This window comes from Pseudomonas sp. AAC (genome assembly GCF_000725445.1).
Lineage (GTDB): Bacteria > Pseudomonadota > Gammaproteobacteria > Pseudomonadales > Pseudomonadaceae > Pseudomonas > Pseudomonas citronellolis.
Map to the genome: position 1 here is coordinate 108563 of NZ_KL647102.1, position 25996 is coordinate 134558.

Here is a 25996-nt window from a genome sequence, read left to right on the forward strand (position 1 = left end):
TGATGAAGCGGCGCGCCAGCCTGCTGCAGCGGCTGCACATCGACGGCCTGCTGCTGCTGCTGTTGCTGGTGCTGGGCGCGGCCGGCCTGTTCGTCCTCTATTCGGCCAGCGGCAAGAGCTGGGACCTGCTGCTCAAGCAGGCCTCGTCCTTCGGCCTGGGCCTGGTGATGATGTTCGTCATCGCCCAGATCGAGCCGCGCTTCCTGGCGCGCTGGGTGCCGCTGGGCTACCTGATCGGGGTGCTGCTGCTGGTGGTGGTGGACGTCATGGGCCACAACGCCATGGGCGCCACGCGCTGGATCAACATCCCCGGGGTGATCCGCTTCCAGCCCGCCGAGTTCATGAAGCTGTTCATGCCCATGACGCTGGCCTGGTACATGTCCAAGCGCAACCTGCCGCCGAACCTCAAGCACCTGGCGATCAGCCTGGCGCTGATCGGCGTGCCCTTCGTACTGATCCTCAAGCAGCCGGACCTGGGCACCGCCATGCTGGTGCTGGCCTCCGGCGCCTTCGTGCTGTTCGTCGGCGGCCTGCAGTGGCGCTGGATCCTCGGCGCGGTGACCGCGGCGGTACCGGTGGCGGTGGCCATGTGGTTCTTCGTCATGCACGATTACCAGAAGCAGCGCGTGCTGACTTTCCTCGACCCGGAAAGCGACCCGCTGGGCACCGGCTGGAACATCATCCAGTCAAAAGCGGCCATCGGTTCCGGCGGCGTGTTCGGCAAGGGCTGGCTGCTGGGCACCCAGTCGCACCTGGATTTTTTGCCGGAAAGCCATACGGACTTTATCATTGCCGTGCTCGGCGAAGAGTTCGGCCTGGTGGGGGTATGCCTGCTGCTGGCCCTGTACCTGATGGTGATCTACCGCGGGCTGGTGATCACGGCGCAGGCCCAGACGCTGTATGGCAAGCTGCTGGCCGGCAGCATCACCATGACCTTCTTCGTGTACGTGTTCGTCAACATTGGTATGGTCAGCGGGTTGCTGCCGGTCGTGGGGGTTCCGCTTCCCTTCATCAGCTACGGCGGAACTTCGCTGGTGACGCTGATGTCAGGGTTCGGGGTTTTGATGTCGATTCATACGCACCGGAAATGGATCGCCCAGGTTTGAAGAAGAAACGTTGAGACCAGAGTGAAGAAAGGAATGCAGATACTGCGCGAGTGGGCCGTCAGGGGTGTCCATTGGGTGGGGCTGGCCGGGGCCATCGGCTTCGGCGGCGCCGCCCAGGCGGGCGACTACGACGGTTCGCCCCAGGTCGCCCAGTTCGTCGGCGAGATGACCCGCGATTACGGCTTCGCCGACGAGCAGCTGCTTTCGCTGTTCCAGGACGTCGAACGCAAGCAGTCGATCCTCGACGCCATTTCCCGGCCCGCCGAGCGCGTCAAGCCGTGGAAGGACTACCGGCCGATCTTCCTCACCGACGCGCGCATCAAGCGCGGCGTGGAGTTCTGGAACCAGAACGCCGAGGCCCTGGCCCGCGCGGAGAAGGACTACGGCGTGCCGGCCCAGTACATAGTGGCGATCATCGGCGTCGAGACCTTCTTCGGCCGCAACACCGGCAATTACCGGGTGATGGACGCGCTGTCCACCCTGGCCTTCGACTACCCGCCGCGCGCCGACTTCTTCCGCAAGGAACTCAAGCAGTTCCTCCTGCTGGCCCGCGAGCAGCAGGTCGACCCGCTCGGCCTGAACGGTTCCTACGCCGGCGCCATGGGCCTGCCGCAGTTCATGCCCAGCAGCTTCCGCGCCTACGCCGTGGACTTCGACGGCGACGGCCACATCAATATCTGGACCGACCCGACCGATGCCATCGGCAGCGTCGCCAGCTACTTCAAGCAGCATGGCTGGCAGGCCGGCGAGCCGGTGGTGTCGCAGGCCGAGCTGAGCATGGACAGCGCCCAGGACGCCATCACCCAGGGCCTGGAGCCGCAGATGAGCCTCGGCCAGCTGCGCGCCGCGGGCTGGCGCACCCATGACGTGCTGCGCGACGACCTCAAGGTCACCGCCATCCGCTTCGAAGGCGCCGACGGCCCCGAATACTGGGTCGGGCTGCCCAACTTCTACGTGATCACCCGCTACAACCGCAGCGCCATGTACGCCATGGCGGTCCATCAGCTGGCCGGCGAGATCGTCCGGGTGCGAGGTGTCCAGTGAACCAGCGACTGAAGCGACCGGGCTTCTGGTCGGCGGCGGCGTGCTTCGGCCTGAGCGCCGTGCTGCTCGCCAGCTGCACCAGCTCCCGGGCTCCGCAGCCGGCGAAAAGCGGCGGCCTTTCCGGGCCGATGGACTACAACCGGCCGCACCGCGACGGCGCCCCCTGGTGGGACGTCGACGTGTCGCGCATCCCCGATGCCGTGCCGATGCCGCACAACGGCCCGTTCAAGAACAACCCCTACACCGTGCTGGGCAAGACCTACTACCCGCTCAGCGACGCGCGCGCCTACAGCGTGACCGGCACGGCGTCCTGGTACGGCACCAAGTTCCACGGCCAGGCCACCGCCAACGGCGAGATGTACGACCTCTACGGCATGACCGCGGCGCACAAGACGCTGCCGCTGCCCAGCTACGTGCGGGTGACCAACCTGGACAACGGCAAGAGCGTCATCGTCCGCGTCAACGACCGCGGCCCGTTCTATTCCGACCGCGTCATCGACCTGTCCTTCGCCGCGGCCAAGAAGCTCGGCTACGCCGAGACCGGCACCGCGCGGGTCAAGGTCGAGGGCATCGATCCGCAGCGCTGGTGGGCCGCCCAGGGGCGCCCGGTGCCGATGGTCCTGGCGCACCCGAAGATGGCGCCGCTGCAGAGCGCCCCGGCGGCCGGCGCGCAGCCCCAGGCGCTGGCCATGGCCCAGCCGATCGAGGTCTACACCCCGCCGCCGGCGCAGCACGCCGCGCCCGTGGCGCCGGTGCAGGTCGACTCAAAAAAAAACGCTTCATTACCAGCCGCTGGCCTGTATCTCCAGGTGGGTGCCTTCGCCAACCCGGACGCTGCGGAACTGCTCAGGGACAAGATCAGCGGCATGACTTCCGCCCAGGTCTTTATCAGCTCGGTCGTGGTCAACAAGCAGACCCTGCACCGGGTACGCCTGGGGCCGATCGGAACGCAGGATGAAGCGGCGCGGATGCAGGACAGCATCCGCCTGGCCAACCTCGGCCAACCCAAGCTGGTGCGCCCGGACTGAACGCGGCGCACCGATCAAGCGGCACGCCAGAGGCCGCCCGGGAATTCCCCCAAGGGATTGTTTGACCATTAGTGAACCCAGAGAGACGGATGAATATCATCACCATCGCCAAACGCCTGTCCATGCTCGTGTTGCTCAGCGCCCCCGTGGCCGGCTGGGCGGCTGAATCCGTTGTCCCCGCCGCGCCGCAGCTGGCGGCCAAGGCCTGGGTGCTGATGGACGGCGCCAGCGGCCAGGTCCTGGTGGAGAACAACGCCGACGAGCGCCTGCCCCCGGCCAGCCTGACCAAGCTGATGACCGCCTACATCGCCACCAAGGAAATCGAGGGCGGGCGCATCGCCGAGAGCGACCAGGTCACCGTCAGCGAGCACGCCTGGCGCACCGGCGGCTCGCGCATGTTCATCAAGCTGGGCTCGCAGGTGTCGGTCAGCGACCTGCTGCACGGCATCATCATCCAGTCGGGCAACGACGCCTCCGTCGCCCTCGCCGAGCACATCGCCGGCAGCGAGGACGCCTTCGCCGACATGATGAACAACACCGCGCAGAAGCTGGGTATGACCAATTCCCACTTCATGGACGCCACCGGCCTGCCGAACCCGGAGCACTACTCCTCGGCCCGCGACATGGCGACCCTGGCCCGCGCCATCATCTACGGCGAGCCGACCCACTACGCCATCTACGCCCAGAAGGAATTCCTCTGGAACAACATCAAGCAGCCCAACCGCAACCTGCTGCTGTGGCGCGACAAGACCGTCGACGGCCTGAAGACCGGCCACACCGAGGAAGCCGGCTACTGCCTGGTGGCCTCCGCCGTGCGTGACGGCCAGCGCATGATCGCCGTGGTGTTCGGCACCAACAGCGAGCAGGCCCGCGCCGCCGAGACGCAGAAGCTGCTGACCTACGGCTTCCGCTTCTTCGAATCGCAGACCTTCTACAAGAAAGGCGCCGAGCTGACCAAGGCCATGGTCTGGAAGGGCTCCGAGCATGAAGTGAAGGCCGGCCTGTCCGAAGACCTGACCATGACCGTGCCGCGCGGCCAGCTCAAGCAGCTGCAGGCCAATATGGTGCTGCAGCCGCAGCTGATGGCTCCGATCCAGCAGGGCCAGGTGATCGGCAAGGTGGAAGTGAAGCTGGGCGACAAGGTCGTGCGCACCTCCGACCTGGTGGCCCTGAACGCCGTGGAGGAGGGTGGTATCTTCCGCCGCCTGTGGGATAGCATCCGCCTGTTCTTCTACGGCCTGTTCAACTGACCGACGGTCCCCCGGGCTCGTACTTTTGTATACAAGCCCGGGAATTTCTACGCATGCGCGCGCTCGACTCAGGTAAAATGCGCGCCTGCGCCTGATCGACCTCCCCCGTGGCGTCGGCAGCCGTCAGGTCCGATCCATCCGGAACCTCCCGACCCGGGAGCTTCGTGCGGAGGCGGGCTACCCGCCCGCGACAGCCATGACTGAAACCACTGATACCAGCACTCCTCCCGCGCCCAAGATCGAGTTCCCCTGCGAACGCTACCCGATCAAGGTGATCGGTGACGCCGGCGACGGCTTCGCCGACCTGGTCGTGGAGATCATCCAGCGCCACGCGCCGGACCTGGACGTCACCACCCTGGTGAGCCGCGACAGCCGCAACGGTCGCTTCCTCTCGGTGCAGGTGCTGATCACCGCCACCGGCGTCGACCAGTTGCAGAACATCCACAGCGACCTGCGCGCCAGCGGCCGCGTGCACATGGTGCTGTGATGCCCGAGGCCGGTTCTTCCCTGGGCTTCCGCGAACTCGGCGTGCTGCCCTACGAGCCGACCTGGCACGCCATGCAGCGCTTCACCGCCGAGCGCGACGAGGGCACGCCCGACGAAGTCTGGCTGCTGGAGCACGAGCGGGTGTTCACCCAGGGCCAGGCCGGCAAGGCCGAACACGTGCTGATGCCCGGCGACATCCCGGTGGTCAAGGTGGACCGCGGCGGCCAGGTGACCTACCACGGCCCCGGCCAACTGGTGGCCTACCTGCTGCTCGACGTGCGCCGCTCGCACCTGGGCGTGCGCGAGCTGGTCACGCGCATCGAACAGAGCCTGATCGGCCTGCTCGAGGGCTTCGGCGTCAGCGCCGTGTCCAAACCCGACGCCCCGGGCGTCTACGTGGACGGCGCGAAGATCGCCTCCCTCGGCCTGCGCATCCGCAACGGCCGGTCCTTCCATGGCCTGGCGCTGAACGTCGACATGGACCTGGAGCCTTTCCGTCGTATCAATCCCTGCGGCTACGCAGGCATGGCCATGACCCAGCTGCGCGAGCTGGCCGGCCCCATCACCCTGGCCGAGGTGCGCGAACGCCTGCGCGGCGAACTCACCGAGCGTCTTGGCTACGCTGAACAGAAGACCCTAACGGGCGGGATCGAACTGAGATGAGCACTGTTGTGGAGACCCCGGGCCAAGGCAAGCCGGGCAAGGTGGAAGTCGGCGTGAAACTGCGCGGCGCCGAGAAGGTGGCGCGCATTCCGGTGAAGATCATCCCCACCGAGGAACTGCCGAAGAAACCCGACTGGATCCGCGTGCGCATCCCGGTCTCGCCCGAGGTGGACCGCATCAAGCAACTGCTGCGCAAGCACAAGCTGCACAGCGTGTGCGAAGAGGCCTCCTGCCCGAACCTGGGCGAGTGCTTCTCCGGCGGCACCGCGACCTTCATGATCATGGGCGACATCTGCACCCGCCGCTGCCCGTTCTGCGACGTCGGCCACGGCCGGCCGAAGCCGCTGGACGTGGACGAGCCGACCAACCTGGCCATCGCCATCGCCGACCTGCGCCTGAAGTACGTGGTGATCACCTCGGTGGACCGCGACGATCTGCGCGACGGCGGCGCCCAGCACTTCGCCGACTGCCTGCGCGAAATCCGCAAGCTGTCCCCCGGCATCCAGCTGGAAACCCTGGTCCCGGACTACCGCGGACGCATGGACATCGCCCTGGAAATCACCGCCGCCGAGCCGCCGGACGTGTTCAACCACAACCTGGAAACCGTGCCGCGGCTGTACAAGTCCTCGCGCCCGGGTTCGGACTTCGAGTGGTCGCTGGACCTGCTGCAGAAGTTCAAGCAACTGGTGCCCCACGTGCCGACCAAGTCCGGCCTGATGCTCGGCCTGGGCGAGACCGACGACGAGGTCATCGAGGTCATGCAGCGCATGCGCGAGCACGACATCGACATGCTGACCCTCGGCCAGTACCTGCAGCCCTCGCGCAACCACCTGCCGGTGCAGCGCTTCGTCCACCCGGACACCTTCGCCTGGTTCGCCGAGGAAGGCGCGAAGATGGGCTTCAAGAACGTCGCTTCCGGCCCGCTGGTGCGCTCCTCGTACCACGCCGACCAGCAGGCCCACGGCGGCAAGATCGGCTGACCGGCGCCCGATACCCCGGCCGGCCCGCAAGGGGCCGGCCGTTCATCCTGCGAATTTTCCCCTCCCTGCGACACCTCTCTTTCCCCTCCGCGCCATACCCACGAACCGCGCTTGCCCCGGGCCTCTGTGCGGCCGGTCACAGATATGGCTTACGGGAATAGTGGCACATTGCCAGGAAATAAGTGGGGCTGAAGGCGCCTTTCCCTGACTGTATAGGGGAAAAGTTCGATTGGGCGTATAGGGCGTTTCCTACGTTTTTTGGGGGTTCCCTTACCTTAATTCATTTCCGAGTTTGTTCGACCATTTGTCCGGGCCTTTGAAGACGCCCTGACAACCAACGAGTCAGTGCCAGCCAAGCGCTGCCTGACGCCGTATCGACCTGGAGTTCGAACAAATGAGCAAGAAGCTAATCGCCGCCCTGGCGTGTCTTTCCGTGGCCGGCTTGTCCGGTGCGGCAACGGCTGCCGACGGTACCCTGACCTTCGAGGGCCTGGTCAACGCCAAGACCTGCACCCTCGAGCCTTCCAGCGCCAGCCAGCTCGTCACCCTGCAGCCGGTGAACGCCGACCTCCTGCAGGGCGCCGGGACGGTTGCCGGCTCGCAGACCTTCACCCTCAACACCACTGGCTGCGACGCCAATGCCATGGTCGCCGCGGTGTTCGCCACCGGCGGCAACGTCGACCCCGCCACCGGCAACCTGAACAACACCATCCCTCCCGCGAACGGCGGCACCAATGCGCAAGTCGCCCTGTTCCGCGCCGACGGCACCACCAAGATCGACCTGAGCGACATTTCCAGCTCCGGCGGCTACCAGGTGGAGTCCGGTGCCGACGGCAAGGCTTCCCTGGGGTTCGTCGCCAAGTATGCCGCGAGCAGTGCCACTACCACCCCTGGCGTACTGAAGACCAACCTGCAGTACACCATGAGCTACCAGTAAGTCCCGCTTCCCCCGGGAGGCGACTCCCGGGGCATCCACCGAGGTTTCCATGAGCATGCTGATTCGTGCTGTCGCAATGACGGCAGGGCTCGCCTTTGCCGCGTGCCTGAGCACTTCCGCCTGGGCCGCCGTCACCGTCCAGGGCACCCGCCTGGTCTACCCCGCCGGCGAGCGGGAAATCACCGTCCGCCTGAGCAACGACGGCAAGGTCCCGGCGCTGATGCAGATCTGGGTCGACGAAGGCGACATCCAGACGCAACCCCAGGATGCCGACGCGCCCTTCGTCATCACCCCGCCGATCTTCCGCCTCGACCCCGCCAAGGGCCAGTCGGTGCGCGTGGCCTTCAGCGGCGAGACGCTGCCGGACGACCGAGAGTCGCTGTTCTGGTTCAACGCCCTGGAGATCCCGCCGCTGCCGGACGCCAGCGAGCGCAGCTACATGCAGATCGCCGTGCGTTCGCGGCTGAAGCTGTTCTACCGCCCCTCGGGGCTGCCCGGCAGCGCCGCGGAGGCGGTGCGCAAGGTGCGCTGGCAGGTGCTGGAGCAGGCGGGCAAGCGCGTACTGCGCGGGGAAAATCCCACGCCTTACCACGTCTCCTACGCCAGCCTGGGGCTGAAGCAGGGCGGGCGCGGCCACGATCTCGGCCCGGGCATGCTCAAGCCGTTCTCCCACGAGGACTTCGCCCTGCCCGCCACCCTGCAGGCCGCCGGCGGCACCCTGGAGTACAGCTGGATGAGCGACTACGGCGTCGCCACCGACGACAAGGTCAAGCTGCCGTGACCGGCATGGGCTCCTGCACAGGCTTCATCCGGCGCTGGAGCGGGCGGCGCGGGACCACCGTCGCCCTGGGCTCGCTCGCCGCCGCCCTGGCCGGCCTGCCGAGCCTCGTCGGCTGGGCGGACGACCAGCCGGTGCGCTTCGACACCGACTTCCTGCGCAACGCGCCGGGCCAGACGGTCGACCTGACGCGCTTCGAGCAGGGCAGCCCGGTGCAGCCCGGCAGCTACACGCTGGACCTGTACCTCAACGACAACTGGCAGGGGCGGCAGCGCGTCGAGGTGCGCGAGGACGCCAGCGTGTGCTGGGCGCGCGAGCAACTGCCGCTGCTGGGGCTGGCCATCGACCGCCTGCCGGCCGAGGCCCGCGAGGCGCTGCAGGCCGCCGACCCGGCGTGCATCGACCTCCAGCGCCTGATCCCGGACAGCCGGGTTGCGCCCGACCTGGCCGACATGCGCCTGGAACTGAGCATTCCCCAGGCCTACCTGCGCCGCACCCGCGCCGACCACGTCGACCCGCGCGACTGGGACCGCGGCATCACCGCGGCCTTCGTCGACTACAACGCCAACGCCTACCGCAGCGACGTCGGCGGCAGCAGCTCCAGCCAGTACTACGCCGGGCTCAACAGCGGGGTGAACCTCGGCGACTGGCGCCTGCGCCACAACGGCAGCTACAGCCGTTCCGACGGCGTTTCCGAGTACGACGCCATCAGCAGCTACGCCCAGCGCGACATCACCGCGCTGAAGTCGCAGTTGACCCTGGGCGAGTACTACACCCCCGCCGACCTGTTCGACAGCGTGCCCTTCACCGGCGTCCAGCTGGCCTCGGACGAGCGCATGCTGCCCGACTCGCAGCGCGGCTTCGCCCCGGCCATCCGCGGCACCGCCGAGACCAACGCCAAGGTCACGGTGCGCCAGGGCGGCAACATCCTCTACGAAACCACGGTGGCGCCCGGCCCCTTCATCATCGACGAGCTCTACGGCACCGGCTATGCCGGCGACCTGGAAGTCACCGTGACCGAGGCCGACGGCCGCGAACGGCGCTTCACCGTGCCCTTCGCCAGCGTGGCGCAGCTGCTGCGTCCGGGCGTGTCGCGCTACAGCCTCAGCGCCGGCGAGTACCGCGACGAGCGCCTGGACGACGCGCCTAAGTTCCTCCAGGGCACCTACCAGCGCGGCCTGTCCAACCTGTGGACCGGCTACACCGGCGGCATAGTCGCGCAGAACTACCTGGCGCTGCAGGGCGGGGTAGCGCTGAGTACGCCGGTGGGCGCCTTCGCCTTCGACGTCACCCGCTCCAGCGCCTCCGGCCTGGACCCGGTCCACGGCCTGGGCGGCGATGCCAGCGGGGAGAGCTACCGGCTGAGCTACAGCAAGCTGGTGGAGTCGACGCGTACCAACTTCGCAGTCGCCGCCTACCGCTTTTCCAGCGAAGGCTACCTGGGGCTGGGCGAGTTCGCCGAACTGAGCGACGGCTCCGGCGGCACCGGGCGCTTCCGCCAGCGCAACCGTCTGCAGGCCAACATCAGCCAGCCCCTGGCGGACGGCTGGGGCAGCTTCTACCTCAGCGGCTCGGCGCAGAACTACTGGAACGTCGACGCCGGCAGCGACCTCAGCTACCAGGCCGGCTACAGCAACGGCTGGCGCTGGGGCAGCCTTAACCTGTCGGCCAGCCGCACCCGCTCGCAGTCCGGGCAGAGCCAGAACCAGTACATGCTCAGCCTGTCGCTGCCCCTGGGCCGCGCGCCCAGCTCGCCCTACCTGAGCAGTTCCTACAGCCGCACCGACAACGGCGCCAGCGATGCCCAGCTCGGCCTGTCCGGCTCCCTCGGCGAGCGCAGCGCCTTCAGCTACGGCGTCTACGCATCGCGCAGCCGCAACGACGGCGGCAGCAGCACCAGCAGCGGCGCCAACGCCCAGTATCGCGCCTCGGCCGCCTCGCTGTCGGCCAGCGTCAGCGATGGCGACGGCTACCGGCAACTGGGCGTGGGCCTGTCCGGCAGCCTGCTGGCCCATGCCGGCGGCATCAACTTCAGCCCCGACCAGGGCGAGACCAAGGTCCTGGTCGAGGCCCGCGGCGCCAGCGGCGCCGGCCTGGTCAACAGCACCGGCGCGCAGGTCGCCGGCAACGGCTTCGCCTTCACCAGCGGCCTCACCCCCTACCGGCGCAATCGCGTGGGGCTGGACCCCAAGGGCCTGGGCGAGGACGTCGAACTGCAACTGACCGAGCAGACGGTGGCCCCGCGCTTCGGCTCGGTGGCCCTGCTCAAGTACCCGACGCGCAACGGCCAGCCGCTGCTGCTGACGCTGCGGGACGAGGACGGCGGCAAGCTGCCGGTGGGCGCCGAGGTGCTGGATGCCGAGGGTACCAGCCTGACCCTGGTGGGGCAGGGCAGCCGCGTGTTCCTACGCGCCGAACAGGCGCAGGGCGAACTGCTGGTGCGCTGGGGAACCAGCCCCGACCGCCAGTGCGCGGCCGCCTACCAACTGCCGGAAGCGAAGGCCGAAGGCCAGCCGTTCTTCCGCCTCGAGGCGCTCTGCCGCCGATCCGCCAACTGACAGGTGGGCGCCCGGCGTCCACGGAGACTCCCCATGCTGAGAACAACCCTGCCGCTCTGCCTGCTGCTGTTCGCCACGCCCTCGGCCTGGGCTTCCTGCGCCTTCGTGCCGGGCTACATGACCTCGGTCTTCAGCGTGCCCATCGATAACGTCCTGGCCGTTCCGCGGGACGTGCCGGTCGGCACCGCGCTGTTCGACAGCGGCTGGCAGCGCGCGACCGGCGTGACCATCCGCTGCGACAGCAGCGGCCAAGCCCAGGGCCAACTGGGCGGCGGCTTCGGTGCGCCGCTGTCGGGCATTCCCGGGTTCGGCAATGGCGAGGTGCTGGATACCGACATTCCGGGTGTGGGCATCCAGGTGTTCTGGTGCAACTACGACTCCAAGTGCGGAAGCCCTCCCGTGCCGAACGAGAGCGTGTCGCTGGTACAGAAGCTGGACTGGCGGGTGTTTGCCGAGACCTATTCGCCCAGGAACAACTGGTGGGTGCGGCTGGTGAAGACCGGGCCGCTCCAGGCTGGCCTCCACAGCTTCGCTGGCACGGCGACGGTACGCTACATCGACCTGGACATCGGTACGCTCAGCGTCCAGGGCTCGTTGACAACCAGTGCACCGACCTGTCGGCTGGACACGCCCAACCTGGTGGTGCAGATGCCCACCGCGCCCCTGGATGCCTTCCAGGGCCCGGGGGTATTGCCGGAGCCCTGGCAGAAGCGCTTCGACATCAACCTGCAGTGCGACGCCGGCATCCGCCTCAGCTACCGGGTCGACCCGCTGTCGCTGTCGGCCGCGGCGGTGGGCGTCATGGCCAACCGCGAGGGGCCGCATATGGCCAGGAACGTCGGCATCCAGCTGTTCCACGGCGATGGCGACGACGCGCAGCCGCTGCCCATCATGACCAAGCTGCTGCACACCCCCTCGACCGCGGCCGGCCTGGTGCGCATCCCGCTGCTGGCCAGGTACTACCAGATCTCCCCGAAGGTCACCTCGGGGCTGGTGACCACCTCGGCCACGCTGACCCTGACCTACGAGTGAGGCCTTCCATGTTCAACAGAACCCTGGGTTGTGCCCTGTGCCTGCTGCTGTGCCTCGCCGCACCGGCGGCCTGGGCGAAATGCAGTTTCAAGCAGGGCTACATGAAGTCCGTCTACAAGGTCGAGCTGCCGGCGGACCTGGACTTCCCCCAGGACCTGGCGCCAGGCCGGATGCTGTATTCCAGCGCCTGGCAAAACGCCACCGGCGTGCGCATCGCCTGCAACGCCTCGGGCAGGGTGTCCGGGCGGGTGGCGGGGCACATCGGCCCGCTGCTCGAGGTGCCGGGCTGGTACAACGGCGGCGTGCATTCCACCAACGTGCCAGGCATGGGCGTCGCCGTGTACTGGTGCAACCGGGGCAACAGCTGCGAGCCCTCGCTGCCGGTCACCAGTCTGGACTGGGAGGTCGGGCCCTGGGACTACGATCCGGAGAACAACTGGCTGGTGCTGCTGGTCAAGACCGGGCCGATCGCCTCGGGCGTGCACGACTTCCTCGGCACCGCGACGGTGCGCTACGACAACCTGGACGTCGGCGAGCTGAGCATCCACGGGCGCTTGAAGGTGACCGCCCGGGGCTGCCGGCTCGACCCCGCCAGCAGCACCCAGACCATACGCCTGCCGACGGTCCCGGTGGATGCCTTCCAGGAGGGCGGCGTGTTGCCCGACCCCTGGCTGGGGCGGCCGTTCGACCTGCGCATGGAGTGCGATCCGGACATCCGCCTGAGCTACCGAATCGATCCGCTGTACCCCAGCAACTTCCCCGACGTCCTGGCCAACCGGCAGGGCGACGGCCTGGCGCGCAACGTCGGCATCCAGCTGTTCCGCGAGCTTGGCGGCAAGAGCGTGGTGCTGCCGCTGCGGATGACGGTGTTCGAGGGCTGGACCCAGGGCGGCGCGCAGCGTATCTCGCTGTTCGCCCGCTACTACCAGACCGGCGCGCGGGTCACGCCCGGCGCCCTCAACACCGCTGCGACCTTCAGCATGATCTACGAGTGACGCATTCGACATCCTGAGCCCTGGCGGCGGAACCCGTTTGCATTTGCGCGGACGGGCCGTTGAGCCAGGGCGGCGACACCCCGATCATGGTCCGACCCGGCAGGCGCCTGCCGCCGAGCCGGGGCACATTGCCACGGAGCGGGGGAGTCGTGTGCGGAGGTTCCGGGCACCGTTCGTCTGCCACTGGATGGAGAACGAGAAGTGTCACGGAAATGCTTGCGTGTCGGATCCTTGTCATTGCCCATGAAATCCCTGGGGTTGTCGATCGCCTCGGGCCTGGCGCTACTGTCGCCGGTGCTGGCCGAGGCCGACTGCTCCTGGAGCAACGGCGGCTCGGGGTATGCTGGCCCCGGCAAAGTCGATTGGCCTCTACCTGCCACGCTGTCGGTTCCGCGGGATAAACCGGTAGGCGCGGTGCTCTGGCGTTCGGGTTGGAAATGGGGGGCCACCGGCATGCTCAACCGCTGTTCGGCGGGGCGTATCAGCGGCCGCCTGAGCAGCGACATCGGCCAGCCCACCGGCAATCCTGCGGTCCATGCCACGAACGTTCCCGGTATCGGCATCGCGGTGTTCTGGTGCAACGTGGGCCAGTCTTCCTGTGTGCCCGATCCGTTTCCGCTCGGGGTGACCGACAATCGCACCTGGTCGGAAGTCTCGGCGCTGAACTGGAGCTACCGGGCCGGCACCTACGATCCTTTCACGCACTTCATCGTGTATCTGGTGAAGACCGGCGACGTCAGCCCCGGCGTGATACGGATCGGTGGCCTGTCACAAGTGTTCTACAACGCCATCGAGGTCTCCCAGCTGACCCTGTCGGGGCAGACCATCGTCAGCGCGCCCGCCTGCCAGATCACCTCGGGCACCGACGTGCGCGTGCGGATGCCCCAGGTGACGGTCACCGACTTCCCGCCAGGCATCGGGGTGATGACCGACGACAGCAAGGCCGCCCCGTTCAATATCGGCCTGCTGTGCAGCGGCAGCATGAAGGTCAGCTACAGGATCGATCCGCTGAACGCCGCGACCGTCGCCAACGTCATCGACAATGCGAAGGGCGCGGACTACGCGGCGGGCGTCGGCATCCAGCTGTTCCAGGGCGACGCGTCCAGTTCCACGGTGCTGCCGCTGTCCACCCGCCTGACCCAGGCGAACGTCTCGGGCTCCAATCTGCCGCTGTCGATCCCGCTGGTGGCCAGGTACTACAAGACTTCCAACCGCATCAGCGGCGGTGCGGTGCGGGCTTCGGCGATGTTCACGCTGTTCTACGAATGAGGCGGTCGGTGCGGGCCGGCGTTGCCGGCCCGCACTGGACCTTTCAGTCGCCTTGCTGCAGGCGCGCCAGCAGCGCCGGAGTGGGGTAGCCGTCGGCCGGCAGGCCCTGGCTCTGCTGGTAGGCGCGGATGGCCGTGCGGGTGTTGGCGCCGATGATGCCGTCCGGGTTGCCCGGCTGGTAGCCGCGGGCGGCCAGGCCCTGCTGCAGGGCGATGCGCTCGCTGCGGCTGAGCGGGCGGTCTTCCACCGGCCAGCCGGCCTCGATGCGGCCCAGGCCCTTGAAGCTGTCCGACAGCAGCCCGACGGCCAGCGCATAGGCGGTGGAGTTGTTGTACCTGAGGATGGCGCGGAAGTTGTCCAGCACCAGGAACGCCGGCCCGCGGTAGCCGGCCGGCAGCAACAGCGAGGCCGTGGCCTGGGGGTTGCCCGGCAGGCGCCCGCCCACCGGTTGCACGCCCAGGCGCAGCCATTCGCCGATCGGCTTGCGGATGCTCATGTCGGCCTGGGCGTAGTCGAAGCCCTGGGCCAGGCGCACCTCGAAACCCCAGCTCTGGCCGGGCTTCCAGCCGGAGGCCTGGAGGTAGTTGGCGGTGGAGGCGAGGGCGTCGTCGGCGGAGCGCCAGATGTCGCGGCGGCCGTCGCCGTCGAAGTCCACCGCGTACTGGTCGTAGGTGGTGGGGATGAACTGCGTCTGGCCCATGGCGCCAGCCCAGGAGCCGACCATGGCGCTGGCCGGCACGTCGCCGTGCTGGATGATCCGCAGGGCGCTCAGCAACTGGCCGTGGGCGTACTCCGGGCGGCGCCCTTCGTAGGCCAGGGTGGCCAGGGAGCGGATCACGTTGCGCTCGCCCATGTTGTTGCCGAAGTTGCTTTCCATGCCCCAGATCGCCACCACGGCCTCGGCATCCACCGCGTAGCGGCTGTCGATGCGCTGCAGCACGGCGGCGTTCTGCGTCAGCTTGCCCTGGCCATTGCGGATGCGCGCCGGCGACACGGCGCCGGCCAGGTATTCCCACACCGGCCGGGTGAACTCCGGCTGGCTGCGGTCGGCGGTGACCACCGCCGGGTCGGGCTCCAGGCCGGCGAAGGCCTGGTCGAAGGTCTGCGCGCTGATGCCGGCGGCCAGGGCCTGCTGGCGGAAGCCCTCGCGCCAGGTCTCGAAGCTGATGGACGGCAACGGCTGGCCATCGGCGTCGAGCAGCACGCTGGCCGTGGACGGCTGCGAATTCGCCGCCGGCGCGTCGGCGCAGGCGGAGAGCACGCAGGCACTGAGAAGGGTCAGGCAGAGGGGAAACAGACGGAAGGGTGAAGCGGGTGTGCGCATTGCGCTCCTCGGCGGGTTCTTCAGGCAGCGGCCACCTTAGCACGCGGACGCCGGAGCGTCTGCCGCCGGGCCGGGCGCCGCGATGACAGGTTGTTGCAGGTTCAGGGGGCTGGCTTGGCCTTGGCGGCGCTCTGGTCCAGCTCCTTGAGCATCTGGTCGTAGGCCGCGCAGTCGTCCGGGCGCTCCTTGCTGGAACGGCTCTTCTTCATGGCGGCGAGCTGGGCGTTGAGACGCTTGGCGGTTTCCGGGTCGCGCTGGGTGATGGCGGCGACCTTGTCCGCGACCTGGCGGCCCTTGGCCAGGGCCTGCTGGTCGGAACAGAAGGCCCAGGCCGAGCCGGCCATGGGCAGCAGGGCCAGCACCAGGCCGGCGGCGAGTGTCCTGGTGTTCATCGTGCTTCTCCGGGTGTCGTGCCTATTCCATGGAGGCTCGAACGGGCTGCCAAGTTCAATCGAACTGGCCGGGAAGCGCAGGGGGCGGGGAGGGACGAGGGCGGGGCGATGCGGAGGGACGTGCGGTTTTCAGGCTGCCAGAAAGAACGAAGCCTCCCAGTTGTGGGAGGCTTCGCGGCGGTAGCTGCCTTTGCCTTTCAGCGGTTTTTCCTGGCGGCTGCGGAACAGCGGTTGGGCTACCAGGGACTTGGCCTTGTTCGGCCGCTTGGCTTTCTTCGCCATGCTCTTCTCCTCGGGATGAACGCCCGCCCATTGCGGGCGCGGGCATCATCGGCGCTTTCGCCGGGAATGTCCATGCTCGGCTCAGGCCTTTGGTCGGTTGCGCCGGACCTCGCCGGGGGTGACGCCGAAGCGCTGCTTGAACAGGCGGCTGAAGTGGGCCTGGTCGGCGAAGCCCCAGCGGTAGGCCAGCTCGCCCAGCGGCAGGTTCGGCGGGCCGCTGCTCAGGGCTTCGTGGCAGGCCTGCAGACGCAATGCGCGAATCCACTCCTGCACGCTGCGGCCGCTGCCCTGGAACAGGCGGTGCAGGTAGCGCACCGAAATGCCGCAAGCCGCGGCGATGCTGGCTGGACTCAGGTCGTTGTCGCCGAGGTGGCGGTGGATGTGCCGCTCGATGCGCAGCAGGTGGGCGGCGCTCACCGCGCTTTCGCCGCTCTCGCCCGGGGCCTGGCGCTCCAGGGCCAGGCCCAGCAGTTCCATGAGCTGGCGGCCAAGGTGCGCTTCGTCGCCGGGGTGCAGTTCGCCGAGGCGCCGCACGCACAGCTCCAGGTAGTCGACGAAAAGGGCGCCGGCGCCCTGGCTGGCGTCGAAGGCCAGGGCGCAGAGGCGATCGGGTGCGGCCACGTGGCGGCGCAGGGTGGTCTCGGGCAGCTTGAGCACGCGCAGCAGGTTGTCCTGGGCGTAGTGGAACTCGTAGGGCTCGGCGCTGCGCTCGAGGACGAAGGACCCGGGCGCGCAGCGGGTGCTGCGGCCGCGCTGGGTAAATTCGAAACAGCTGTGCAGCGGCAGCGTCAGCAGGAACGACGCCTCGTCGCAGGCGCTCAGGTGGCGTGTCTGGCGGCGGTAGCACAGCGGCGTGGAGCGCAACTGGGAGAGCGACAGTTCGCCCAGGTCGAAGAGCTCCAGGCTGGCGCACAGGGGCTGGGGCCCGGTGTAGTCCAGTTCCAGCGGGAAATAGGCGCCGCTGACGCACTGGTTCCAGTAGGCCTGGCGCTGCTGTTCGGGCTGGCTGGCGGTGTCGAAGCGGGCGATGGCGGTCATGGCGGGCGCTGTGTGGCTGGCGTGCAGGGGCGTTTTCCAAGCAGGTCCCGTGCCGCATCCCGGGCAACGGCCGGGGCGGGGCCCCGGCCGTGCGGCTCAGCGCTGGCGCGTCAGGCGGTAGCAGCCGGACTCGTGCAGCTCGACGACCCAGCCGGGGCGGATGAGGATGTTGGTGGTGGCTTCCTCGATCACCGCCGGGCCGTGCAGGCGGTCGCCGGCCAGCAGCAGGGCGCCCTGGTACACCGGCGTGTCGGTGCGGATGCCGTCCTCGCCGAAAAGCATCGGCCGGCTGCCTGCCAGGGCCCGCTGGGCATGGCCGTCGCTGGCCGCCAGGCTGGGGAAGGGCGGGCGCGAGACGCGGCCGATCACCTGGCTTTCCAGGTTGACGATCTCCACCGGGTTGTCCGCCTCGGCGTAGGTGTAGAGCGCCTCGTGGCGGCGGTGGAAGGCTTCGACTATGGCCGGCAGGGTGTCGGCGTTGACCTGCAGGTCGCCGATTTCCACCGTGCATTCGTGGATCTGCCCGACGTAGCGCATCTCCAGGCTGCGCACCACGGCGATGTCCTCGTCGCGGAAGCCGTCGCCGCGCAGGGTGGCGCGGCCCTGCTGCTCCAGTTCGGCGAAGGCCGCTTCCAGGCCGGCAAGGTCGGCGTCCTCGCGGGCGAGGATGGGGTAGGTGGCCAGGTAGTTGTGCTTCACGTCGGAGAGGATCTGCCCGAGCGCGCACAGGCCGGAGGCGACCTTGGGGATCAGCACGGTGTCGATGCCCATGTCCTCGGCCAGCGCGGTCATGTGCACGCCCGCCGCGCCGCCGGCGCCGATCAGGGCGAAGTCGCGCGGGTCGTAGCCGCGCTCGATGGACACGCGGCGGATGCCGTTGACCATGTTGGCGTTGACGATGGCGTGGATGCCCCAGGCCGCCTTGTCCACGTCCATGCCCAGGGGCTCGGCGATCTTCCCGCGGATGGCCGCCAGCGCCGCCTCGCGGTCCAGGCTGATGCGCCCGCCCAGGCGCGCCTCGGGGTTGAGGTAGCCCAGGGCGAGGTTGGCGTCGGTCACCGTCGGCTGTTCGCCGCCCTGGCCGTAGGCCACCGGGCCGGGGCTGGAGCCGGCGCTCTGCGGACCGACTTCGAGCATGCCGTAGGGGTTGATGTGGGCGATGGAGCCGCCGCCGGCGCCGAGGGTCTCGACCTGGATCATCGGCACGCCGATGCGCTGGCGCAGGAAGTCGGCGTCGCGGCTGAGGTTGGTCTTGCCTTCACGGGTCAGGGTGATGTCGAAGGAGGTGCCGCCCATGTCCACGGTGATGACGTTGCGGATGCCGAACGGCTGGGCCACGAACAGCCCGGCCTGGGGCGCCGAGGCCGGGCCGGAGTTGATCGCGTTCACCGCGCGGCCGCGCATGTGCTCGCCGGTGGCCAGGCCGCCGTTGGACTGGAAGTAGCGCACCGGGCGCTGCGCGCCGAGCTGGCGGAAGTAGTCGTCGATCTTCGCCACGTAGCGCGCCATCACCGGGCTCAGGTAGGCGTTGACCAGGGTGGTGGAGGTGCGGGTGTACTCGCGGATTTGCGGGAACACCTCGGTGCCGGTGCAGACGAACACCCCCGGCAGCATTTCGCGGAGGATGGCCGCGGCGCGCTGCTCGTGAGCCGGGTTGCGCACCGACCAGAGGAAGGACACGGCGACCGCCTCCACGCCCTGCTCGGCGAACAGCCGCGCGGCCTCGCGCACGTCGTCCTCGTTCAGCGGCGTGTGCTCGCGGCCATCGGCGAGGATGCGCCCGCGCACCGGACGGCGCAGGAAGCGCGGGGCCAGCTGCGGCGCCGGCGGGTAGTCGGGGTCGTAGCGGTAGCCTTCTTCCTTGTGGCCCAGGCGGATTTCGATGCTGTCCTCGTGGCCGGCGCTGGCCAGCAGGCCGACCTTGACGCCCTTGAGTTCGATCAGCGCGTTGAGCGCCACGGTGGTGCCGTTGATGCAGAGGTCGCAGTTGGCGACGACCTCCTGCACCGGGCGGCCCAGCGCCTGGCTGATCTGGCGCAGGCCGTCGGCGATGGCCAGGGTGCCGTCCTGCGGGGTGGAAAGGGCCTTGAACAGGTGAACGCGGCCTTCGCGCTCGGCCAGGATGAAGTCGGTGAAGGTGCCGCCGGCGTCGACACCGAGGCGGTATTGGCTGTGCATGTCGGTTTCCTCAGGCGGTTTGGCGGCGTTGGGCGGTGGCGTCGTGGTCGACTTCGCCGGCGGGGCTCAGCACCACGCCGTAGTCGAGTTCGGCGCCCTGCGGCGAGACCAGGCCGTCGCGCACGTCGCGGGCGACCGCCTCGGGCAGGCGGCGGAAGGCCGGGCCGTAGCCGCCGCCACCCGGGGTGCGGTTGACCAGGCGTTCGCCGGGCTTGAGCACGGTCATGACGTTGCGGGTGTGCTTCTCGTGCTCGCCGGCGCGGACGATCTCCACGCCGCCCAGCTTGGGCGCGTCCAGGCCGTTGGCCGCGCCGGCGGCGCCCATGGTGGTGCGCTGGCGGCCTTCGCCGAAGGAGATCACGGTCATCTCGTGGTCCAGCGGCTCCACTTCCAGGCAGGTGCCCGAGCCGCCGCGCAGCTGGCCGGCGCCGGCGCTGTCGGCCATCAGGCCGTAGCGGTGGATGAGGATCGGGTAGCTGTACTCCAGCAGCTCGATGTCCCCGGAGTAGAGGGCGCCGAAGCAGCACAGCGGGCCGCAGGCGTGCCAGCCGTCCAGCTCCGAGGTGGCGCCGGCGCCGGAGATGATCGAGGCCAGCACCATGGTCACGTATTCCTCGCCGGTGCGCGGGTCGACGCCGGCGATGTTCACCCCGCTGGTGTGCCCCCAGGAGGCGGTGACGCGTTCCGGCGCGGCCTGTTCGAAGGCCTGGCGCACGGCGTCGGTGAGGGTTTCCATGGGCGTGGTGGTGCAGTTGACGTGGGGCGCCGGTTCCTCGGCGTTGCACAGGGTGCCTTTCGGCCCCAGGTCCACGGTCACGCAGCGGTACAGCCCGGCGTTATAGGGCGGCGGCACCTGGGCGAACATCATCAGCCCGAGGTAGATGCCCGACATCGAGTTGCCGGCGTAGGAGTTGATGAAGTAGGGCACCTGCGGCGGGCTCTGTACGGCGATGTGGCAACTGTCGTCCTCGATGGTGACGGTGGCGCTGATGGCCAGCTCGCCCAGGCCGTGGCCGGAGTCCTCCAGCACCGCGTGGCCGGTGTAGCTGCCGTCGGGCACCGAGCGGATCAGCTCGCGCATCTGCCGGTCGGCCATGTCCTTCAGCTCGGCGATGCACTCGCGCACCGTGGCCACGCCGTACTTGTCGAGCAGGGCGACCAGGTTGCGCTCGCCGACGCGGCAGGCGCCGTACTGGGCGTTGAGGTCGCCTTCCTGGTTGCGCCGGGCGCGCATGTTGGTGAGCAGCAGGTTGATCACGTCCTCGCGGCGGCGGCCCTTTTCCCACAGCTTCACCGGCGGGATGCGCAGGCCTTCGGCGTAGATTTCCTTGGCGTCGGGGTTGTAGCCGGCCGGCACCGGGCCGCCGATGTCGGTGAGGTGGCCCTTGCACACGGTCCAGAACACCAACTCGCCCTGGTAGAACACCGGCTTGTACATGCAGCAGTCGATGATGTGGCTGCCGGCGTAGGTGGGGTCGTTGTGGTAGATCACGTCGCCTTCGGCGATGTCGTCGCCGAAGTAGCCGGACACAGCCTTCATCGCCGGGATCAGCGAGCCCAGGTGGATGGGGATGTCCTGGCCCTGCAGGATCATTTCCGAGTGGTGGTCGAAGAGCGCGTTGGAATAGTCGTGGGCGAGGTTGAAGACGCTGGAACGGCTGGTTTTCTCCAGCGTCAGTGTCATCTCGCGCTGGGTCATCTCCAGCGCGCCGCGCACCACGGCCAGGGTAATAGGATCGGCCGGCATCGCTTTGTTCTCCTTATCGGCGGGTCGATGGGGCGACGATAGGGAGGCGCCGGCCGGGCGTATTGCGCGGCAGCGCAGTGGTTCTTGTCGTACAGCGCACAGGTGCCGAACGGCGGTTGTCCGGCATCAATCTGTAGGAGCGGGCCCTGCCCGCGATTCGCGCGCAGGGCGCGCTCCTACCAGGGAACGGCGCGGGTGAGCAGCGTAGGAGCGGATCTCATCCGCGAATCGCGCCGGGACGTCCGGCCATCGCGGACAAGGTCCGCTCCTACGGCTCCGGCAAACCCGACACCCCGTAGGATGGGTTGAGCGAAGCGATACCCATCACCTGGGTCTGTAGGAGCGGATTTATCCGCGATTCGCGCGCAGGGAGACGGCAGGGGGATCAGCCCGGCGGCAGCGGCAAACGCTGGCCGGCCAGCAGCAGCGCCAGGCGTGCCAGGCCGTTCCAGGCGTCGCCCTGGGCCTGGCCCTTGATCTGCGCGTCGATCAGCTGGGCGTCCTGCAGCAGCTGGTTCCAGCGGTTGCCGCTGTGGCGCTGCAGGGCGCGGGTGAGCAGGGGGCGGCGTTTGTCCCACACCGGCGGGCGGCATTGGGCGAAGGCCTTGTCCAGGGGCACGCCCTGGCCGAACTGCTGGGCGATGCCGGCCAGCTGGCGGATTTCCCGGGCCAGGGCCCAGAGGATCACCGGCGGTTCCACGCCTTCGCCGCGCAGGCCTTCGAGCATGCGCAGGCTGTGCGCGGCTTCGCCGGCCAGGGCCGCGTCGATCAGGCCGAACACGTCGAAGCGCGCGCTGTCGGCCACCGCCGCCTGCACGGTGGCGGCGTCGAGCTGGTTGCCGTCGGCCAGCAGCTTGAGCTTTTCGATCTCCTGCGCGGCGGCCAGCAGGTTGCCTTCCACCCTTGCGGCGATCAGGTCCACCGCGTCCTGGCTGGCGGCGAGGCCGGCCTGGGACAGGCGCTGGCGGATCCACTGCGGCAACTGGTGCACGTCCACCGGCCAGATCTGGATGAACTGCGCGGCCTCGCCGTCGATCAGCGCCTTGGCCCACTTGGTCTTCTGGGTGGCGCCGTCGAGCTTGGGCAGGGTGACCAGCAGCACCGTGTCTTCCGGCGGGCGCTGCAGGTATTCCTGGAGGGCGGCGGCGCCCTTGTCGCCGGGTTTGCCGGAGGGCAGGCGCAGCTCCAGCAGGCGCTTCTCGGCGAACAGCGAGAGGCTGGCGCCGGCTTCCAGCAGCAGGCCCCAGTCGAAGTTGGCTTCGGCGTTGAACACCTGGCGTTCGCTGAAATCACGCTGGCGGCAGGCGGCGCGGATGGCGTCGCAGGCTTCCTGGCAGAGCAGCGGTTCGTCGCCGCTGACCACGTAGACGGGGGCCAGGCTGCCCTGCAGGTGCTTGGCGAGTTGGGCGGGATTGAGCTTCATGAAAGTACTGGGGCCGGCATGGCCGGCCCCCTGGTCCTCTTACTGCGCCTTGGGCAGTTCGATCGGCGACTGCTGCGGCTGCTGCCTGGCCGCTTCGTCCGCGGCCTTGAGCGCGTCGGCTTCGGCCTTGGCCTTGGCTTCGGCCTGCTGCTGCAGGTATTCCAGGCGGGCCGGGGTGAGCATCTGCAGGCGCAGGGCGAGTTGCTGCACCAGGTCGCGGCGCATTTCCTTGCGCAGCTGGGCGGCTTCCTGGTCGGAGCCGATCAGGTTGTTCTCGTCGTGCAGGTAGACCTTCTGCACCTCGACCTTGTCGGTCATCAGCAGCAGGTTGTCGGCGCCGCGCACTTCGTAGTCGACCGTGGTGGTCAGCTCGTACTCGGCACTGCGCGCCGAGCTGCTGTAGCTGGCGGTGCGCTGGGTCTCGGCCTCGCTGGCGAGGAACAGGTGGTAGGGCGCGCTCTTGGTCACTTTCACGCCGCTGTTCTCCAGCAGGCGCTGCAGGTCCTTGACGGTGTCGCCATAGGCGTTGCGCGCGCTCAGGTCGACTTCCTTGAGCGCGAAGTTCGTATCGCCCAGGCCGCGCAGGTGGAAACCGCAGGCGGCCAGCACGGTGGTCAGGCCGATCAGCGCGATGCCGGTCAGGATACGTTTCATCAAGCTTCCCTCACTCCTGTTGATCCGGGTTGCCCGCGGCAAGCGCCGCGGGCGAATGCCATCAGTTGGCGACGATGTTGACCAGCTTGCCGGGGACCACGATCACCTTGCGGATGGTCAGGCCGTCGGTGAAGCGCAGCACGTTCTCGTTGGCGCGGGCGGTGGCCTCGACGTCCTCTCGGCTGGCCTCGGCCGGCACTTCGATGTGCCCGCGCAGCTTGCCGTTGACCTGCACCACCAGTTGCAGGGTGTCCTGCACCAGCGCGCTCTCGTCGACCTGCGGCCAGGGCGCGTCGATCACCGCGCCGGTGTGGCCCAGCTCGTGCCAGAGCACGTGGCAGATGTGCGGGGTGATCGGCGCCAGCAGCAGGGCAACGGTCTCCAGGCCTTCCTGCAGCAGGGCGCGGTTGCCGGCGCCTTCCTGCGGGACCTTCTCCAGCACGTTCATCAGCGTCATCACCGCGGCGATGGCGGTGTTGAACTTGTGGTTCTGGCCGATATCCTGGCTGGCCTGCTTGATGGCCAGGTGGATGGCGCGACGGATTTCCTTCTGCGCGTCGTCCAGCGTGTCCTGCGCCACGGCGGCGGCGAAGCCGGCGTTGACGTGGGCCTGGGCCAGGCGCCAGACGCGGCGCAGGAAGCGGCTCGCGCCCTCGACGCCGGAGTCGGACCACTCCAGGCTCATGTCCGGCGGCGAGGCGAACATCATGAACAGGCGGCAGGTATCGGCGCCGTAGGCGTCGATCATGGCCTGCGGGTCCACGCCGTTGTTCTTCGACTTGGACATCTTCTCGGTGCCGCCGATCTCCACCGGCAGGCCGTCGGTCTTCAGGCGCGCGCCTGTGACCTTGGCCTTGGCGTCACGCTCGACTTCCACGTCGGCCGGGTTGAACCAGTCCTTGCCGCCGTTGGCGGTGGTGCGGTAGTAGGTCTCGGCGACCACCATGCCCTGGGTCAGCAGGTCCTTGAACGGCTCGTCGGAGTCGATCAGGCCCTCGTCGCGCATCAGCTTGTGGAAGAAGCGCGCGTACAGCAGGTGCAGGATGGCGTGCTCGATGCCGCCGATGTACTGGTCCACCGGCAGCCAGTAGTTGGCGGCCTTCTTGTCCAGCATGCCGTCTTCGAACTGCGGGCAGGCGTAGCGGGCGAAGTACCAGGACGATTCGACGAAGGTGTCCATGGTGTCGGTTTCGCGCTTGGCCGGCTGGCCGCATTTCGGGCAGCTGCACTCGTAGAACTCGGGCATCTTGGCCAGGGGCGAACCGGCGCCGTCCGGCACTACGTTCTCCGGCAGCACCACCGGCAGCTGCTCGGCCGGCACCGGCACGTCGCCGCAGGCCTCGCAGTGGATGATCGGGATCGGGCAGCCCCAGTAGCGCTGGCGGCTGATGCCCCAGTCGCGCAGGCGGAACTGGGTGCGCGCCTGGCCCAGGCCCTTGGCGGCCAGGTCGGCGCCGATGGCGTCGAAGGCGGCCTGGTAGCCGAGGCCGTCGTACTTGCCGGAGTTGACGGTGCGGACGCTGTCGTCCTTGGCGCCGTACCACTCCTGCCAGGTGCTGGCGTCGTAGCCGTCGTCGCCGGCGGCCAGGGTGATCACCTGCCGGATCGGCAGCTGATATTTGTTGGCGAACTCGAAGTCGCGTTCGTCATGGGCCGGCACGGCCATCACCGCGCCTTCGCCGTAGGTCATCAGCACGTAGTTGGCGATCCACAGCGGCAGTTTCTCGCCGGTCAGCGGGTGCTCGACGAACAGGGAAGTGGCGACGCCCTTCTTCTCCTGGGTGGCGATGTCCGCCTCGGCGACGCCGCCGCGCTTGCACTCGTCGATGAACGCCTGCAGGGCCGGCTCGCGCTGGGCGGCCAGGGTCGCCAGCGGGTGCTCGGCTGCCACGGCCACGTAGGTGGCGCCCATCAGGGTGTCCGGACGGGTGGTGAAGACCTTCAGCTGGCCGGTCTCGCCGATGGAGGCCTGGTCGTAGGGGAAGGCGATCTCCATGCCGCGGGACTTGCCGATCCAGTTGCGCTGCATGGTCTTGACCTGCTCGGGCCAGCCCGGCAGGTGGTCGAGGCTTTCCAGCAGTTCTTCGGCGTAGGCGGTGATCTTGAAGTAGTACATCGGGATTTCGCGCTTCTCGATCAGCGCGCCCGAGCGCCAGCCGCGGCCGTCGATGACCTGCTCGTTGGCCAGCACGGTCTGGTCCACCGGGTCCCAGTTGACGGTGCCGTTCTTGCGGTAGATCACGCCCTTCTCGAACAGGCGGGTGAACAGCCACTGCTCCCAGCGGTAGTAGTCCGGCTTGCAGGTAGTGACTTCGCGCGACCAGTCGATGGCCAGGCCCAGGCTGTTGAGCTGGGCCTTCATGTAGGCGATGTTGTCGTAGGTCCAGGCGGCGGGGGCGACGTTGTTCTTCATCGCGGCGTTTTCCGCCGGCATGCCGAAGGCGTCCCAGCCCATCGGCTGCAGGACGTTCTTGCCCTGCATGCGCTGGTAGCGGCTGATCACGTCGCCGATGGTGTAGTTGCGCACGTGGCCCATGTGCAGCTTGCCGCTCGGATACGGGAACATCGACAGGCAGTAGAACTTCTCCTTGCCGGGGACTTCCTCGACGCGGAAGGAGTTGTGTTCGTTCCAGTACTTCTGGGCCTGGGATTCGATCTCGAGAGGCTGGTATTGCTCGTGCATGGCGCGACTTGGACCTGTACGGAATAGACGGCGCGGCCGTGGGAGCGGAGCGGGCGCTCCCGTCTTGCCGGGGCACCGCGGCGGCCGGTCGGCAAGGGGCTGCATAAAGCCTCGTAGCATACATGAGCCCTCCCCGAGCCGGTAGCCCG

Annotated in this window: 22 protein-coding genes; 13 read left to right on the top strand and 9 right to left on the bottom strand. The window is 68.5% G+C overall.

The window, feature by feature from the left end:
* Positions 1–2 precede the first annotated feature (2 nt).
* The 13 genes from rodA to FG99_RS28055 all read left to right on the top strand — a co-directional run bounded on the left by rodA (position 3) and on the right by FG99_RS28055 (position 14126).
* Positions 3–1106 carry a rod shape-determining protein RodA gene (gene rodA, locus FG99_RS27995; RefSeq protein WP_099049098.1) on the top strand — a complete coding sequence of 368 codons (1104 nt, stop codon included), beginning with the start codon at positions 3–5 and terminating at the stop codon, positions 1104–1106.
* Between the two features lie 21 nt (positions 1107–1127).
* Positions 1128–2150 carry a lytic murein transglycosylase B gene (gene mltB / locus FG99_RS28000; protein WP_141766112.1) on the top strand — a complete coding sequence of 341 codons (1023 nt, stop codon included), beginning with the start codon at positions 1128–1130 and terminating at the stop codon, positions 2148–2150.
* Positions 2147–3178: a septal ring lytic transglycosylase RlpA family protein gene (locus FG99_RS28005; RefSeq protein ID WP_051879325.1), complete on the top strand. Its 1032-nt coding sequence runs from the start codon at positions 2147–2149 to the stop codon at positions 3176–3178. The genes mltB and FG99_RS28005 overlap by 4 nt, the downstream gene beginning before the upstream one ends.
* A gap of 89 nt (positions 3179–3267) precedes the next feature.
* The gene (locus FG99_RS28010) at positions 3268–4428 is read left to right on the top strand and encodes a D-alanyl-D-alanine carboxypeptidase family protein (protein ID WP_043273481.1); all 1161 of its coding nucleotides are present in this window, start codon (positions 3268–3270) and stop codon (positions 4426–4428) included.
* A gap of 196 nt (positions 4429–4624) precedes the next feature.
* Positions 4625–4915 carry a DUF493 domain-containing protein gene (locus FG99_RS28015; protein ID WP_009617299.1) on the top strand — a complete coding sequence of 97 codons (291 nt, stop codon included), beginning with the start codon at positions 4625–4627 and terminating at the stop codon, positions 4913–4915.
* On the top strand, positions 4915–5577 hold the full coding sequence (lipB, locus tag FG99_RS28020; protein ID WP_009617300.1) for a lipoyl(octanoyl) transferase LipB: 663 nt from the start codon (positions 4915–4917) through the stop codon (positions 5575–5577). Before FG99_RS28015 ends, lipB begins: the two co-directional genes overlap by 1 nt.
* A complete protein-coding gene (gene lipA, locus FG99_RS28025; RefSeq protein ID WP_009617302.1) occupies positions 5574–6557 on the top strand; it encodes a lipoyl synthase in 984 nt (327 codons plus the stop codon). The genes lipB and lipA overlap by 4 nt, the downstream gene beginning before the upstream one ends.
* 394 nt (positions 6558–6951) lie before the next feature.
* On the top strand, positions 6952–7494 hold the full coding sequence (locus FG99_RS28030; RefSeq protein ID WP_009617304.1) for a fimbrial protein: 543 nt from the start codon (positions 6952–6954) through the stop codon (positions 7492–7494).
* 49 nt (positions 7495–7543) lie between these two features.
* Positions 7544–8275 (top strand): fimbrial biogenesis chaperone, encoded by a 732-nt coding sequence (locus FG99_RS28035; RefSeq protein ID WP_009617306.1) that lies wholly within the window; start codon positions 7544–7546, stop codon positions 8273–8275.
* A 5-nt stretch (positions 8276–8280) separates the two neighbouring features.
* The gene (locus FG99_RS28040; RefSeq protein ID WP_081884753.1) at positions 8281–10830 is read left to right on the top strand and encodes a fimbria/pilus outer membrane usher protein; all 2550 of its coding nucleotides are present in this window, start codon (positions 8281–8283) and stop codon (positions 10828–10830) included.
* A 33-nt stretch (positions 10831–10863) separates the two neighbouring features.
* On the top strand, positions 10864–11862 hold the full coding sequence (locus FG99_RS28045) for a fimbrial protein (RefSeq protein ID WP_043273483.1): 999 nt from the start codon (positions 10864–10866) through the stop codon (positions 11860–11862).
* An 8-nt stretch (positions 11863–11870) separates the two neighbouring features.
* Positions 11871–12857, top strand: a complete 987-nt coding sequence (locus tag FG99_RS28050) for a fimbrial protein (protein WP_043273484.1) — start codon at positions 11871–11873, stop codon at positions 12855–12857.
* A 243-nt stretch (positions 12858–13100) separates the two neighbouring features.
* The gene (locus FG99_RS28055) at positions 13101–14126 is read left to right on the top strand and encodes a fimbrial protein (RefSeq protein ID WP_081884749.1); all 1026 of its coding nucleotides are present in this window, start codon (positions 13101–13103) and stop codon (positions 14124–14126) included.
* Between the two features lie 43 nt (positions 14127–14169).
* On the opposite strand, the gene FG99_RS28060 is transcribed toward FG99_RS28055, so the two are convergent.
* The 9 genes from FG99_RS28060 to leuS form a co-directional block, all read right to left on the bottom strand.
* Entirely contained in the window at positions 14170–15474 is a 1305-nt protein-coding gene (locus FG99_RS28060) for a lytic murein transglycosylase (protein ID WP_371263889.1), read from the bottom strand.
* Between the two features lie 77 nt (positions 15475–15551).
* Positions 15552–15842 carry a hypothetical protein gene (locus tag FG99_RS28065; RefSeq protein ID WP_009617320.1) on the bottom strand — a complete coding sequence of 97 codons (291 nt, stop codon included), beginning with the start codon at positions 15840–15842 and terminating at the stop codon, positions 15552–15554.
* Positions 15843–15971: 129 nt separating this feature from the next.
* Positions 15972–16124: an alternative ribosome rescue factor ArfA gene (arfA, locus tag FG99_RS28070; RefSeq protein ID WP_043273487.1), complete on the bottom strand. Its 153-nt coding sequence runs from the start codon at positions 16122–16124 to the stop codon at positions 15972–15974.
* A gap of 81 nt (positions 16125–16205) precedes the next feature.
* Positions 16206–17162, bottom strand: a complete 957-nt coding sequence (locus FG99_RS28075) for a helix-turn-helix domain-containing protein (protein ID WP_051879327.1) — start codon at positions 17160–17162, stop codon at positions 16206–16208.
* Positions 17163–17258: 96 nt separating this feature from the next.
* Positions 17259–19340: a caprolactamase subunit alpha gene (locus tag FG99_RS28080; protein WP_043273489.1), complete on the bottom strand. Its 2082-nt coding sequence runs from the start codon at positions 19338–19340 to the stop codon at positions 17259–17261.
* A 10-nt stretch (positions 19341–19350) separates the two neighbouring features.
* Positions 19351–21087, bottom strand: coding sequence for a caprolactamase subunit beta (locus FG99_RS28085; RefSeq protein WP_043273490.1), 1737 nt, complete (start codon positions 21085–21087; stop codon positions 19351–19353).
* Between the two features lie 385 nt (positions 21088–21472).
* Positions 21473–22510, bottom strand: a complete 1038-nt coding sequence (gene holA, locus FG99_RS28090; RefSeq protein ID WP_009617330.1) for a DNA polymerase III subunit delta — start codon at positions 22508–22510, stop codon at positions 21473–21475.
* 39 nt (positions 22511–22549) lie between these two features.
* Entirely contained in the window at positions 22550–23164 is a 615-nt protein-coding gene (gene lptE, locus FG99_RS28095; protein ID WP_043273491.1) for an LPS-assembly lipoprotein LptE, read from the bottom strand.
* 61 nt (positions 23165–23225) lie between these two features.
* Positions 23226–25847 carry a leucine--tRNA ligase gene (gene leuS, locus FG99_RS28100; RefSeq protein WP_043273492.1) on the bottom strand — a complete coding sequence of 874 codons (2622 nt, stop codon included), beginning with the start codon at positions 25845–25847 and terminating at the stop codon, positions 23226–23228.
* Between the last annotated feature and the right edge of the window lie 149 nt (positions 25848–25996).